The 14291-nt window shown below is 46.4% G+C and carries 16 protein-coding genes and 1 riboswitch; of the genes, 4 read left to right on the top strand and 12 right to left on the bottom strand.

Annotated elements, in window-relative coordinates:
• Window positions 1-3: 3 nt before the first annotated feature.
• Entirely contained in the window at window positions 4-1590 is a 1587-nt protein-coding gene (gene nhaB / locus IEW88_RS00775; protein ID WP_147903108.1) for a sodium/proton antiporter NhaB, read from the bottom strand.
• A gap of 409 nt (window positions 1591-1999) precedes the next feature.
• Between nhaB and IEW88_RS00770 the strand changes: the two genes are divergently transcribed.
• Entirely contained in the window at window positions 2000-2182 is a 183-nt protein-coding gene (locus IEW88_RS00770; protein ID WP_053425802.1) for a hypothetical protein, read from the top strand.
• A gap of 4 nt (window positions 2183-2186) precedes the next feature.
• On the opposite strand, the gene IEW88_RS00765 is transcribed toward IEW88_RS00770, so the two are convergent.
• The 5 genes from IEW88_RS00765 to mgtE form a co-directional block, all read right to left on the bottom strand.
• Complete coding sequence (locus tag IEW88_RS00765; protein ID WP_147903109.1) at window positions 2187-3083, bottom strand: phosphotransferase; 897 nt, start codon at window positions 3081-3083, stop codon at window positions 2187-2189.
• Window positions 3035-3664, bottom strand: coding sequence for a nicotinamide riboside transporter PnuC (pnuC, locus tag IEW88_RS00760; protein ID WP_147903110.1), 630 nt, complete (start codon window positions 3662-3664; stop codon window positions 3035-3037). Before pnuC ends, IEW88_RS00765 begins: the two co-directional genes overlap by 49 nt.
• Complete coding sequence (locus IEW88_RS00755) at window positions 3661-3909, bottom strand: YkoF family thiamine/hydroxymethylpyrimidine-binding protein (RefSeq protein WP_046520436.1); 249 nt, start codon at window positions 3907-3909, stop codon at window positions 3661-3663. The genes pnuC and IEW88_RS00755 overlap by 4 nt, the downstream gene beginning before the upstream one ends.
• A 21-nt stretch (window positions 3910-3930) precedes the next feature.
• Entirely contained in the window at window positions 3931-6030 is a 2100-nt protein-coding gene (locus tag IEW88_RS00750; RefSeq protein ID WP_147903111.1) for a TonB-dependent receptor, read from the bottom strand.
• A 47-nt stretch (window positions 6031-6077) separates the two neighbouring features.
• A riboswitch (TPP riboswitch) is annotated at window positions 6078-6177 on the bottom strand.
• A gap of 71 nt (window positions 6178-6248) precedes the next feature.
• Window positions 6249-7598 (bottom strand): magnesium transporter, encoded by a 1350-nt coding sequence (mgtE, locus tag IEW88_RS00745; protein WP_147903112.1) that lies wholly within the window; start codon window positions 7596-7598, stop codon window positions 6249-6251.
• A 285-nt stretch (window positions 7599-7883) separates the two neighbouring features.
• Here mgtE and IEW88_RS00740 point away from each other — a divergent pair, with 285 nt between their 5' ends.
• The 3 genes from IEW88_RS00740 (at window position 7884) to IEW88_RS00730 (ending at window position 11298) form a co-directional block, all read left to right on the top strand.
• Window positions 7884-8699, top strand: a complete 816-nt coding sequence (locus IEW88_RS00740; RefSeq protein WP_147903113.1) for a DUF432 domain-containing protein — start codon at window positions 7884-7886, stop codon at window positions 8697-8699.
• On the top strand, window positions 8696-9553 hold the full coding sequence (locus IEW88_RS00735; protein ID WP_147903114.1) for a mechanosensitive ion channel family protein: 858 nt from the start codon (window positions 8696-8698) through the stop codon (window positions 9551-9553). The genes IEW88_RS00740 and IEW88_RS00735 overlap by 4 nt, the downstream gene beginning before the upstream one ends.
• 89 nt (window positions 9554-9642) lie before the next feature.
• Window positions 9643-11298: a BamA/TamA family outer membrane protein gene (locus tag IEW88_RS00730; protein ID WP_185148526.1), complete on the top strand. Its 1656-nt coding sequence runs from the start codon at window positions 9643-9645 to the stop codon at window positions 11296-11298.
• A 52-nt stretch (window positions 11299-11350) separates the two neighbouring features.
• On the opposite strand, the gene mutM is transcribed toward IEW88_RS00730, so the two are convergent.
• The 6 genes from mutM to radC form a co-directional block, all read right to left on the bottom strand.
• Window positions 11351-12166: a bifunctional DNA-formamidopyrimidine glycosylase/DNA-(apurinic or apyrimidinic site) lyase gene (mutM, locus tag IEW88_RS00725; RefSeq protein ID WP_147903116.1), complete on the bottom strand. Its 816-nt coding sequence runs from the start codon at window positions 12164-12166 to the stop codon at window positions 11351-11353.
• 7 nt (window positions 12167-12173) lie between these two features.
• The gene (locus tag IEW88_RS00720; RefSeq protein WP_147903117.1) at window positions 12174-12644 is read right to left on the bottom strand and encodes a hypothetical protein; all 471 of its coding nucleotides are present in this window, start codon (window positions 12642-12644) and stop codon (window positions 12174-12176) included.
• Between the two features lie 46 nt (window positions 12645-12690).
• The gene (locus tag IEW88_RS00715; RefSeq protein ID WP_185148527.1) at window positions 12691-12864 is read right to left on the bottom strand and encodes a hypothetical protein; all 174 of its coding nucleotides are present in this window, start codon (window positions 12862-12864) and stop codon (window positions 12691-12693) included.
• A gap of 139 nt (window positions 12865-13003) precedes the next feature.
• Window positions 13004-13159 (bottom strand): 50S ribosomal protein L33, encoded by a 156-nt coding sequence (gene rpmG, locus IEW88_RS00710; protein ID WP_008219722.1) that lies wholly within the window; start codon window positions 13157-13159, stop codon window positions 13004-13006.
• An 11-nt stretch (window positions 13160-13170) separates the two neighbouring features.
• A complete protein-coding gene (gene rpmB, locus IEW88_RS00705; protein ID WP_008899984.1) occupies window positions 13171-13407 on the bottom strand; it encodes a 50S ribosomal protein L28 in 237 nt (78 codons plus the stop codon).
• Window positions 13408-13573: 166 nt separating this feature from the next.
• Window positions 13574-14248, bottom strand: coding sequence for a RadC family protein (radC, locus tag IEW88_RS00700; RefSeq protein WP_147903118.1), 675 nt, complete (start codon window positions 14246-14248; stop codon window positions 13574-13576).
• Window positions 14249-14291: the final 43 nt, after the last annotated feature.

The raw sequence follows: 14291 nt of genomic DNA, 5'->3' as shown, positions 1-14291 counted from the left end.
AACTTAGTGTCCTGTCGCTGCAGCTGCTGCGGCGGCTGCATCATAATGGTGGATCCAGCCTGCAGCATAAAGCCAGTGCGTGACTTCAGGCAGCAGGAAGGTGGTGCTCAGTAAACCTACGATAGCCAGAACTATCGTATAAGGCACAGCCATCCAAACCATTTTCATATAAGATAAACGAATAAGTGGCGCTAAAGCACTGGTCAGCAGGAATAAAAACGCAGCCTGACCATTAGGTGTAGCAACACTGGGTAAGTTAGTTCCGGCATTGATAGCAATAGCTAATATCTCAAACTGCTCACGAGTGATATTGCCAGCTTGCCATGCAGCTTTTACCTCGTTGATATAGACGGTCCCCACAAAGACGTTGTCACTAACCATAGACAACAAGCCATTCGCAAGAAACAACACTGCTGTTTGCTGTTGACCATCAAAGGTCAAGACAAAATCAATTACAGGCTTAAATAGATGTTGATCAATGATCACCGCCACGACCGCAAAAAATACGACCAGCAAGGAGGTAAAAGGCAAGGCTTCCTGAAAGGCTTTACCAATCGCATGTTCATCTGTGACACCACAGAAAGTCGTGGCCAGAATAATCACCATCAAACCTATTAAGCCGACTGAGGCCAAATGCAGACTTAAACATATAATCAGCAGTACAGCGATAAGGCCTTGCACCCATAATTTACTAATGTCAGAGGCCGTCATACGTTCGGTCTGATAATTATCATAAGCAATCAATACATCCTGTACAGCAACAGGCAGGCGAACACCAAAATCGAATAAACGGAATTTTTCTAACACTATAGTCGTCAGTAAACCTGCGACCAGCACCGGGACACTTACGGCGGCCATACGCAAAGCAAACTCACCAAAGCCCCAGCCTACAGCTTCGGCAATGATCAGATTTTGTGGCTCACCGACCATAGTAGATACACCGCCAAGAGCTGTGCCCACACCAGCATGCATCAGTAAGTTACGTAAAAAACCACGAAATGCATCTAAATCAGCGCGAGATAATTCTGCCACCTCTGTATCTTCATTGTGGTTATGTGGGTCGGGGAATTTTTTTCCTGAGGATATTTTGTGGTAAATCGCATAAAAGCCTATACCGACGGCAATAATCACGGCCACTACGGTTAACGCATCTAAAAAAGCCGATAAAAACGCGGCCATACAGACAAAAGCTAGCGACAAATTAGTTTTTGAACGAACCCGGATCAACAGCTTGGTAAAGACAAACAACAGCAAGTCTTTGACAAAGTGAATGCCTGCGACCATAAAGACCAGCAGTAAAATCACCTCAATATTCACTTCAATTTCGTGCATCACTTTCGTGGTGCTGGTCATGCCCATCGCAATAGCTTGTAGGACCAATAAACCGCCCGGCTGCAACGGATAACATTTTAGTGCCATCGCCAGGGTGAAAATAAATTCCACCACCAAAGCCCACCCTGCTATGTAAGGGTTTTGTAAAAACAAAATGGGGTTAATAAAAAGAAAAGCGATGATACTTAGTTTGTACCAGTTCGGCGCCTGTCCTAGAAAGTTAGTGTACAGAGCCAAAGCCATGCCTGATGGTTTCATAGTGTTTACCCAAGTTCGAATTGTTGCGTGTTGGATTTATGTTTTGTTATTTACCATAGTTCAATTCTGTGTAAAGGCGATGACAATTAACACAGAAATTATCAGGTAGTTCAGTTTGTTATACCTAGCGCATCTGGGTTTGTCCAGACAGATTCAAACAGCAATGAGACCAGCGGAGCAAATAAAAGACCAACACCATAGTGTCAAATCAGTTTGGTTAAAAATAGCTTTGGGTGATGAGAACAGAATGTAACCAACATAAAAAAAACAAAAAAATATAAAATTCATCAACTCTTCAGTTGTCACTTATAAAAAAAGTAAGTAAAACATCTGAGCTTGTTGAACTTTATTCACAAAAATAAAAATATCAGCTTAACTTAATTGAAGTACTTACTGCAGGAAACTTATTATGGCAATACTCAATGTTGCACAGGTCGCCGCCTTTTTAGGTATTCAGGAGATCCGTGTTGAACGTCTGGCACGCGAAAATCTGCTGGTTGCTAACGGCAAAGATGAACAAGGCAAACCTCTGTTTGACGAGGAAGATGTAAAGCGCTACAAAATTCTGGCTGAGCGATTAGGCGGACTTTAGTAACTTAGCTTTGAACAAGCCGCAGTAATAGCTGGTAACAGTCTGCTGCGGCTTGTTTGTATCTCGGATCTTGATTCTCCAGCTCTTCCTGCCAATACCATAACCAGCAAAAGCCTGCATACACTACTTTAGCCAAGGCTAATTTCTCTACTAATTGTGTGCTGCAGCTGTCCCTCCTCGATGCCCTATAATTGTCAAGCAACAGCTGTTGTTCAGCCTCAGATAACTCAAACTGAACTATCAATGCCACTAAATCAAACACCACATCCGCCAGTTGGCAATACTCAAAATCAATCAGCCATAACTTGTTCTGCCACAACAACATATTCTGTACGTGCAAATCCATATGGCACAAACCTATATCAGCCTGGAAATACTGCAGATCACGGGCAGCCGTGATCAAAGGCAACCAGATTTTTTCTGCTTGTGCTGTCCAGTGCGACTCCAACTGTTTTTTCAGTTGTTGTAAATATAACCAGGGGTCCAGTACTGCAGTTTGCACTGGCAACTGATGCAAAGTCGCCAGTTTTTGGGCTAGTTCCGGCAGGTTCTGTCGAATGTGGGCAGCCGAAGGCGGCAAAGCATCAGGTAAAAAGTCAGTGATCAGCATGCGCTGATGATTATTCAGACACAAAGGCGCAGGTGCCAATCCCGCGGCAGCGGCGGCATGCTGACAACGTAATTCCTGCTGCCGGCACACTCCTAATACAGAAGGGCCATAATGGCGCACTACGTAGTGACCTCTGTCCGTTTGCACCTGGTAGGAACTGGTTCTTTTGCCTTGTGTCAGTTGTTTTAACAGCAGCGGTTTGTGATCAGCAAAAAACTCCAGTTGTTGACATAAATGCCAGATCACAGAGGAAGAGTCTGCTGCTGTTGTTGCTGATAGCTGCTGCGCCATACAAAAAATCCGATCAGGGCAATAATGGTATAGAGTACAAAAAGTGCCGTTGTAAAATACAGATGTTTTTGTATATAGACATAAATACAGACCGCGTCTATCACCACCCAATACAGCCAGTTCGATACCACTTTGCGTGCCACCAGATAAGTAGTCATCACACTAAAAGCTGTAGTTTGTGCATCTATGTAAGCAAAATCAGCATGAGTGTATTGGTCCATCAGATAACCCAGTACAAGTCCTGCTATCGCTGTGCCACCAATTAAATTCAAATGAGTACTGGCGGACCATTCGGTCATGCCCGACTGTCCTGCAGGTAATAGCTGCTTTTGTTGGCGCCAGCTGTACCACCCATACAAAGCCATCCCAGCATAATACAGCTGCAGCAACGCATCAGATAACAACGCCGAATGCCACATAATATGGGTGTACAACAAAGTGCTGAGCAATGCTGCTGGCCAGCACCATAAACTTTGTTTCATTGCTAAAAGTACGTAAGCCAGCGCTAACAAAGTCGCTGCCAGCTCAAGCTGGGTCAGAGTTTGCCAGCCGCTAAACAGCTGCCACCAAGCCTCTGTCATGGCCGTAAATCGCCATGCAGAAACTTCACTACAAACACGACTTTGCCATAGGTTTCAAACGACCAGCGAATGCCTTGCTGCAACAACGCCATCACTTCGTCGTAATCGCCAAAGACTTGAGTGCTGAGTGTATTGGTGATCACCAGCACGTTAGGGTTAGTATTTAACAGTTCAATAAAACCTTTGATAGGCTCAATGTAATCACTGGTGAGTGGGTACTTACTGATTTCTATAGATAATTTCATCATTAATTCCTTCACTGCTGATTAAAACTGGTAGCTGGCGGTCACACCTATACGGCGTGGTTCACCCAGTTGTTCATAGGTATGAGGCTCGTAGCCATCCCGCGGGTCATTACCAAAATAAAAGCCCCGCACGCCGTAGTCTTCATCCAGCGCATTGCGGCTCCAAAGCGCCAATTGCACCTCGTCCCACTGGTACTGCAGGCGTAAATTCACTAAATGCATTTGCTCTGAGCGGGAATCATGACTGTCGGAGTAATAAAAGGCGGCTTTACTTTGCAGACCCAGATTAAAACTCAAGTTTGACGTCAGTAACCACTCACTGCTGACACTGTATTGATACTTAGGTGCATGGGCCTGATCGCGGCCAGTCTTGTCTACGCCCTCTTCTGTGACAAAACCACGGATTTCACTATCGAGCCAGGCTGCATTAGCAAATAAAGTCCAGCTCTGAGCTAATTGAATGCGACTTTCAACCTCTAATCCATGATTTCTGCCCGAAGCGGCATTATCTATAAAACCAATAAAGGACTGATCACGGGTGACCCAACTATTGACCTGCATCTCGTCACGCCACATGGCAAACAAAGCGACACGGCTGACGATCGCCTGATCGGCAGAACTGCCTTTGACACCAAACTCAGCGTTCCATAAAGTTTCAGGTGAAAAATTAGCTTTGCTGTTTAAATAATCTGCCAGTTCATCCACGCCACTGCCCTGCGCTTTACCCAGAGCTTCACCATTGACACCACCTGCTTTGTAACCCCGTGAACCCAGCAGATACAAACTGGTTGAATCCGTCACAGCCAAACTTAAACTCAGTTTGCCGCCCCACATCAGTTCGTCGTTTTGCTGAGCTATCCCATTGCTGTCACTGTATTCATCATCGTAACGTTCAGCGCGGGCGCCAGAGGTTAAACTCCAGCCATCCCCTAAGTCGCTGGTCCACTGCCCAAACAAAGCGAGGTTCTGGCGTTTAAAATCACTGAAAAACTGCGCGGCCTGCCATAAATCCCAGTTCCAGAACTGGCGTTCTAAATCCGTTTGCTGACCACTGGCATACCAGCCCGCTACCCAATTTGCCTGCTCTTTACCTAAAAAGCGTTGCTCTAGACTCCACTGATCCCGCTGCCTTAAGTAGCGGTCTGTCGTCGCGTAGCCATCTGGGTGAATACCTTCATAACTCCAGTCTTCGTCAAAGCCATAATCGGTATCGGCAGTCAGGCCACTCAACTGCGTATAGACATTGGCCCAACTTAAACCCTGGTAATCTGCTTTAATCGCCAAAGCACGGCTTTGCTGTTCATCCTGGCCAGGTTTATCCGATAAGGTGGTGCGGTTTCTGTCTAAAGAAAACACATCGTAGCCATTATTGATATCGCGGTAATGGCCGATAAAATCCAATGTCAGATCGCTCGTCGCCAGATAACGCAGCGCAGCACGGGCAGTAGTTTCGTCAATATTGTTGGTATCGTCACGCTTTAAAAAGCTGTTATCGACAAAGCCATCTGAGCTCTGGTGATCAGCAGCCAGACGATAAGCCCACTGGTCGTTTATCGCATTGCTGTAAGCACCACTGAGTTGGTAGCTATCGTAGTTGGCCACAGTAGAACTGAACTGGCCTTCGCCTTCAAAGCTGGGGGCATTAGAGGTCAAATTCAACATACCGGCCATGGCATTGGCACCAAAGCGGGTCGCTTCAGGCCCGCGGAATATTTCTACTTGCTGCACATCAGCCAAAGAGCTGACACCTAAAGCTGAATAATCAATGCCATCAATCAGCACACCCACCGAAGGATTGATGCTGTCGACAAACTCACTGCGCTCGCCTATGCCGCGAATTTGTAAAAAACGGCCACGGGACGCGCCAGCTGAAAAGTTTACGTTGGCGGCTTGTTGTAACAAATCATCTAAATGCTGGGCGTTCTGACGACTGATATCCTGCTGACTCAACACCAGAATACTGCCAGGTAGCTTTTGCAACTGCTGCTGCCGGAAATCGCCTTGCACCAGAATACGCTCTACCGCCTGTTCAGAGGCAGCGTTTTCTTCAGCACTGTTCGCACTAGCAGTAGTGGATAAGGCAGCCAGAATGGCTAGGGATAAACAGGAAATTCTACGCATATGATTCTACTCCACTAATCGATAGTCGTAGGATCACCAAAGCAAAAGGAATACAGAAGTACCATCCCTCCGCCGGTATGATCCGGATCAGGTTCGAAGGGTTCGCGTTTGACGGCGTCTCAGCTAAAAGCACCCCTTGGTTCGCGGCGCAGTGTATCGGCTTTTTTTCAGACAGGCAATTACCAGATCTGCACCTTTCTGCAGATCTGGCTTACGAATTAAAGCAAAGCAGGTAAATACCAGCTGGCAATAGAGAAATAAATCACGACACCAGCCACGTCGGCGATAGAGGTGATCAAAGGTCCGCTGGCGGTCGCAGGGTCCATGCCAAAACGGCTGAGTAAAAAGGGTAAAGACAAGCCCACTAAGCTGCCCACCAAGACCACTATCATCATAGTGGCGGCGACTACCAGCGCTATATCCAGCCCACCTCGCCAGTAGCCCAGCGCGTAGACAGCAAGTGCCATGGTCAAACCTAATAAACCGGCCACCAGCACTTCTTTGCCGAGCATCTTGCCCCAGTGGCGTAATTTGATATCGCCTGTAGCCAGAGCCCGCACCATCAAAGTGCCGGACTGAGCACCAGCATTTCCGCTGCTGGCTATCAGTAACGGCAGAAAAAACAGCAAGGCTATATGTTCAGAAATAATATGCTCAAATGCAGCTAAACCTGCACCAGAGAAAATATTACCAAACACCAGCACCACCAGCCAGACCACACGTTTACGGTATAACAGGCTAATTTTGGCATCTTTAACACTGCCTTCGAGCTTGCCGATAGTCGCGGTTTTGTGAAAGTCTTCAGTGGCTTCAGCTGCGGCAACGTCCATCGCGTCATCGTGGGTGACAATACCGACCAACTGCCCTTGCGCATTCACCACAGGAATAGCAATTAAGTCGTATTTGGCCACCAATGACGCCACTTCTTCCTGCTCCGTATCCACTTTGACATGGATAGGATCATGTTTCATCACGTCATCCACCAGTGCATGAGTGGGCGCCAGAATTAACTCACGCAAGGACAGAGCACCAATTAAAATGCGATCCTGATCCACCACATAAGACAGATAAATGGTTTCTTTGTCCGGCGCTTCGTTCCTCAGTACCTCAATAGCTTGAGTCACAGTTAAATCCGGCGACAACATAGCGTAATCCGAACTCATAATGGCACCCGCGGTGCCTTCAGAGTAGGAAGACAGACTAAGGATGTCATCACGTTCAGCTTGGGCCAAAGCCGGTAACAAAGCTTGTTTTTGCGCGTCAGATAATTTGTTAAACAAGTCGGCTCGTTCATCAGACGACATCTGGCGGATCACCGGAGTGAAGTCTTGCCGACGTACTGTATGCGCCAGTTCAACTTGTTGATCTTCAGGTAGATAGCTGAAGACGTCTGCTTGTGTGCTTAATGGAAAACAACTTAACAGTTGCCACTGATGTGCTGTGGAAAACTCAACCAAAGCACCGGCTAAATCGGCAGCATGAGTATCAGCCAAACGCACAGGTAATACAGAGAAGTCGCCGCTCTCCAGAGCAGCACGTAAGGTATGGATCAGAACTAAGAGTTCCATGTTTTCACCTCGAACTACGGGCCGTAGTCGCAAGGTCCAGACAAACCAGCGGTCTACAGCAAAACTAAAGGGTTAAGTTGTATGTCAGGCCAGGCCTGTGACTGGGTACGTCCATAAAAACGGAACTCTCCTCTGCAAATGGGCAGGAATATCAGCTTAACTTATTGCTGATACAGCGAAAAACGAGCATCATTTTACTCCTGTAACCACTTAACCTCAACTTAATAGCGGCCAGAAGTGCAGGATTTTCTTTAAGCTGCACCCATACGTCACAAGGACACAAACATGTTTTCCGAAAATAAGGCGCTTTGGTGGCAACCTCAAACGCTGTTGAATGAACAAAGCTGTAAAATTCAGCTGGGGCCTTTGCTGATTTTTTTGCAACGAAAAACCGGAGAATGGCGGCTAGCTACTGAATTGCTGCCTCAGACAGAACATCAGGAGCTGGAAGCTGAACTGCTGCCACAATGGCCACAGCATCGTCTGGCCAGCCGTTTTGTCTTTGAAAACGAGCCGCTGCAGTTTTGCCTGAAACCTGTATTAGCAGACCGTCCTGTAGTGGTAAAAACACATCAGCCAGTTTACATACCGCCTGGTGAGCAAGTGACCTTTTATATCAGCAGCCCTGTCAGTATTCGTATTGAATTGCAGCAACCAGAGTTAATGTTGCAGGAGGTGCAAAGCCAGCGTTTATCCGACACCTGGTTTGGCCCCAACACCCAAATTGGTGAACTTTGTTACGCCGATAAAACCCAGGCCAGGCATAGTAAAGAAGAATTGCCCCGGCGGGTCCACAAAGCCGTCACTCCTGTTACCGTGAAAAATAACGCCAGCCAAATGATGAGTATCGAAAAACTCAGTTTACCTGTGCCTTATTTATCCTTGTATGGTCTGGCTGACGGCAGTTTATGGACAGATCAAGTGTTGCTGGATCATCAGGACGACGCTGAACTGAGCCGATTGCAGATCAGTAAAAAAATGCCGGCAGGTTCAGATGGTGCAGAACGATTAGCTAAACCGCGTTTGTATATGGAAAAACATGGCCTGTTCCGCGCTTTCAGTGATTTATTTGCTCATGCAGCAAGCCGAGGTTCTTTATGATTGATCTGGTGATTAACTATCTGGATTCCGACAAGTTTTTCTCTTTACTGCAGGCAGGCATGTTATTTATTGTCGGCTTCTTAGCGGCAAGTTTGTTGGCCCGCACTACCTATAAAGTCTGCTTAAAACGTTTTAGTCCTCATCATGCCACTTTAAGTCGCCGTTTAGTCTACTGGCTGGTATTGGCCTTATTTATTGCCAGCGGTTTAAAACAGTTAGGCTTCAATTTAGGCGTGTTATTGGGCGCTGCCGGGGTGTTGTCTGTGGCTATCGGCTTTGCCTCTCAAACCTCAGTATCCAACCTTATTAGTGGCTTATTCTTAATAGGCGAGCGGCCTTTTCAGATTGGCGATACTATCCAGGTGGGCGGTACCACAGGGGAAATTCTGTCGATTGACTTGCTGTCTATTAAACTACGGACCTTCGATAACCTTTTTGTTCGTATTCCCAATGAAAGCCTGATTAAAACAGAAGTCACCAACCTAACCCGCTTTCCTATCCGCCGACTGGATTTAAAAATTGGCGTGGCCTATAAAGAAAATATCAGTCAGGTTCGGCACGTATTACTTCAGGTTGCAGAGCAAAACCCTCTAAGTCTGGATGAACCTGTTCCTGTATTTCAGTTTTTAAGTTTTGCCGAGTCATCACTGGATTTGCAATTTTCCGTCTGGACCAAAAAAGAAAACTACAGAGAATTGCGCACTTGTTTACTCGAAGAAATTAAACTGGCCTTTGATAAACACAATATTGATTTGCCTTTTCCACAGCGAGAGCTGAGTCTGAGCCCCAGTGCTTTAGCTTTGTTAGGTTCAGCACAAAATAACAGGAACCAAAGCGCAGCAGACAAGGATTAAAAGATGATCTCAGGCTTTTTCCTATCTTCTGCGAAAAACTGTGTCATGATAAAACTCAATCAACAAGAATGGATGTTGTAGTGTTGAGAATGCCTAAGATGTATAGCCTTAGTTTACTGAAGCCGCTGACAGCAGCTGTAACAGTAGTATTGCTTAGTCTAAGTAGCCCAACTCAGGCCTCAGACTTGTGTTCTTCGGTGGAGAACACAGCTGATTTTAGTGCCTATCAGGGACAAACTATCGCCGAAGTACGTTTTATCCGTAACGATGTATTTGATTTAGAACAGCCCAATACTTACTGGTTTCACCGCTTTGCCAACCGTACTCATAAGATCACCACAGAAGCCACGTTAAAAGAAGATGTATTGTTTAAGGCTGGTGATGTGCTGGACGCCGATAGTCTGGCAGAAACCGAACGTTTATTAAGAACAAGGCGCTATCTGCGTAAAGTGGAAGTGCGTGTCAGTCATCAATGTCCGGATCGGCAAGTCGTCGTGACTATCAGTAGCTGGGACAACTGGTCTTTACTCCCTAAAATTTCTGCCAGCCGTGAGGGTGGAGAAAGTCGTTCTACCTTTGGGTTAGCTGAAGACAACCTGTTTGGCTCGGGTAATCAAATCAATCTGGATTATGAACATGATAGCGAGCGTACCAGTTACTTACTGAATTTCCGTTCACCCAATATGTTTGGCAGTCACTGGGGATTAAACACCCGCTATGCTGATAAATCTGATGGTGAATCCTATTTAGTTGCGGTCGAAAAACCTTTTTATCGTCTGAATGCCCCCTGGTCTTTTGCCTTAACGTTGGAGCAGGATAGCCAGGACATTAACGAGTACCTGCTAGGCGATGAAGCCAACGAATTTCAAAAACAAAAAAGATTTTTTGATCTTCAGGGTGGTTTAAAGGTGTTAGCTGCTGACAACTGGGTACAACGTGTTTTGGTTGGTGCTACTCACAATGAAGTGCAATTTGAACAAACATCGGATACCTTGTTTGGCATCCCGGTCAAACGTGACTTATCCCAGTGGTGGCTGGCCTGGCAATACGTAGAATCAGATTATCGCCAGATGTTTAATATCTACCAGTTCAACAGAGTTGAAGATATCAACCTAGGTTGGCAGGCTGATGTGAAACTCGCCTATCTGGCACCTATGCTGGGAGCTGACAATAAAGGCTGGCAAGTCACAGCTGCGGCGACTAAAGCCACAGAACTGACAGTGGATAACTATCTGCTGACCTCAGCCTCAGTCAGCCAGTTGGAACAGGCTGACATCAGCCAAAGCTTACTCAAAACCCATCTGATGTTAATTCATAAGTTTGACCCGCAGCATAGTCTGGTCGGTCAGCTGACGTACCAATACGGCAATGACTTGTTTCGTGACGAGCGCCTGAGTTTAGGCGGCGACACTGGCCTACGGGCTTTCCCTTTGTATTATCAAACCGGTGAACGTCTGGCGCTGGCCACTATGGAATACCGCTATTACAGCAACTTATCCATAGCGCAGATTTTTGATGTGGGTTACGCCACTTTTGCCGACATGGGCCGCACCTGGGGGGACAACCCGGATTTACCGGGCAGCTCAGGCGATCAAACTTTATATGGTGTCGGGGCAGGTATACGACTGCTGTCAAGCCACAGCAGCCGTGGCACCATGATCCATATCGACCTGACCAAAGCCTTTGGTGGTGACGATGATTTATCTGGTGTCGAATGGCGCATACTGGCCAAACAGAGTTTTTAGTGCTCGCCTTTCATTATGGGCAATACACAGGTATTGGGGCTAAACAAAGTCTTTAGTATTCCCCCTGACAGGCCGGGCAATAGACAGTACTGCGCTGGCCTAAACGTATTTCTTTGAGTTCAGTCTGACAGCTGAAACACTCCTCACCGCCACGACCATACACCAACAACTGCTGGGCAAAATAGCCCGGCTTGCCATCGGTTTGACTAAAGTCTTTTAAAGTCGTGCCGCCCTGAGTGATGGCTTTGGCCAAAATTTGTTTCACTACCTGCACCAGTAGTTCAGCTTTTTCTGCGGTCAGTTGATTCGCTGGCATTTTGGGATGAATACCCGCCTGAAACAAAGCTTCATTGGCATAAATATTCCCGACCCCAACCACCACATGATTATCCATTAACACCAGTTTGATGGCGCTGCTGCGTTTTTGGCAAGCAGCCAGTAACATCTCAGCATGGAAATCCCCTAACAAAGGCTCAGGCCCTAAGTGTGCCATCAGCGTGTGTAGCGTATCTTTTGGCTGCCACAATACGGCACCAAAACGTCTGGTGTCGTTTAAGCGCAACATGAAGTCATTGCTTAAATAGATATCGACATGATCATGTTTACCAGCTGCAGTATGCTGCGGCACGACTTTTAAATGGCCTGACATGCCAAGATGGATAATCAATTCGCCGTCAGGTAAATGGATCAGCAGGTATTTCGCTCGTCGTGTTACATCAAGCACAGGCTGCTGGCTAATCTGTAGTACTTCATCTGGTATCAGCCAGCGCAGCTGACGTTGCCGCACTACTACTTTTTCGATACGTTGCTGCTGTAAATGAGGGCTAATACCTAAACGGGACACTTCAACTTCTGGTAATTCCGGCATAACACCCTCAACGTAACACGACTGGAAATAATAAATCGGCCTGACCTTCTGGCAAACGGTACCACAGATCCGTATCTACAGCTTTTAACCAATAAAACTCCCCCGCCCGATACAACTGCCATTGTTGCTGAGCCGGTTTGCCGGTCAGCCAGACGGAAACTTCAGTCACAAGCACTGGGTTCATAGGATCAAGAGGCGACTTTTCCGGTAAAGCAGCCTGTTGCCAATGCAGCAGTAAAACCGTTAATTGCTCTTCCGTCAGCGCAGCAGGCTGCGAACGCCAATTGGGCCCGGCCCGCTCAATCTGATGTTGTGGGAAATGCAAAGCTAACAACGTCTGAGTTGCTGAAATAAGTTGTGGCTGAGGTTCATTACGCGCTTGTTTTAAGTATTCGGGTAAACCCACAAACAGGGCGACTAAAATCACCACTGTGTAAATCATGACGTTATTCCAGCCTTTTTGACTTAAACGGATCATAAAGATAAAAACCGAGACAGAAGAAAAACAGCAGTGTAAACCAGAGTCAGCCGGAACAACCAGAAAAACGTAACAGGAAAGAACTTACTGTAGATATAACAAAATCGTAAGGAACGATTTTGAACATTGGAGCGAAGCGACGATGGCCCGACAGGGTGAGCGCCATGGATGGCGGCGAATACAAAAATATCGGGATATATTTTTCACTCACATCGTCCATGATGTTCGCCTTCGGCAGCTTACGCTGTGCAAAATAGCTGTCCTGCTATTTTGTGAACAATTTTACTTGATGTTTCTCAAGGCGTTTTATACAGATATAAAAACAAAAACCCGACTTGCGTCGGGTTTTTTAAGTTCAATTACTTGATTTTCGCTTCTTTGAAAATCACGTGCTTACGCACTTTAGGATCGAACTTTTTGATTTCCATTTTTTCTGGCATGGTGCGTTTGTTCTTCGTCGTTGTATAGAAGAAGCCAGTACCAGCAGAAGAAACTAAACGAATTTTATCGCGCATAATTTAATTCCTTAAACCTTCTGACCTTTAGCACGCAGATCGGCTAAAACAGTATCGATGCCATTTTTGTCGATAATACGCATACCACGAGTAGAAATACGTAAAGTCACAAAACGGTTTTCGCTTTCAACCCAGAAACGGTGAGTTTGCAGGTTAGGCAGGAAACGGCGCTTAGTTGCGTTGTTGGCGTGTGAACGACGGTTACCTACCATCGGACCCTTACCAGTGATTTGGCACACTCTAGACATGTCAATGTTTCTCCAAAATTACTTCAGCTCGAGCTTCGTTCATCCTTCTGGCCAAGAAGAATGCCCCGGATTTCTGAAAGGGCGCAATTTATACACGAAAGCCTGATCAAATTCAAGCAAATCTGTATGGTTCAGGCGATCGTTTGCACATCCAAACTTCAGACCTTTATAGCCAGCCGCGTTCGGCAAAGGAAATAACCTCTGCATCACCTACCACAAAATGATCCAGCAACTTAATGTCGACAAGAGACATGGCTTGAGTCAGGCGTTCCGTTATCATCCGATCGGCACGGCTCGGCTCTGCAACTCCGGATGGATGATTGTGAGCCAAAATAACGGCGGCGGCATTATGCGCTAAAGCACTCTGAACTACAATACGCGGATATACAGGAGATGCATCAATAGTGCCGAAAAATAACGGTTCAGCGCAAATCAGCCGGTGTTGGCTGTCCAAATACAACAACATAAAGACTTCGCGTTTTTGCGAAGCTAAACTTTGTTGCAGATAACGCTTCACCAAAGCAGGTTCGGTAAAGACAGTATCGCGCTGCATACTTTGTACCAGATAGCGCCTGCTTAGTTCCATAACTGCTTGTAATTGCACATATTTAGCCTGGCCCAAACCATGGCCTTTGCAAAAATCCGCCTGGCTGGCAGCCAATAAAGGCCGCAGGCCACCAAACTGATGCAATAAAGTACGGGACAATTCCACCGCATCCATACCAGCCACACCAGTACGTAAAAAAATAGCCAGCAATTCGCCGTCCGACAGATGCTCAGCACCATGCGCCAGCAGTTTTTCTCTTGGCCTTTCACCTTCAGGCCAGCTTTTGATACTCATCTTAGCCTCCTTGAGTTTTTGTTTTCCTTCATCTTTCCGTGTT

Source organism: Rheinheimera tangshanensis (genome assembly GCF_014645135.1).
GTDB lineage: Bacteria > Pseudomonadota > Gammaproteobacteria > Enterobacterales > Alteromonadaceae > Pararheinheimera > Pararheinheimera tangshanensis.
The sequence above is the reverse complement of the archived record's forward strand: the minus strand, read 5'-3'. Positions and strand labels throughout refer to the sequence as shown.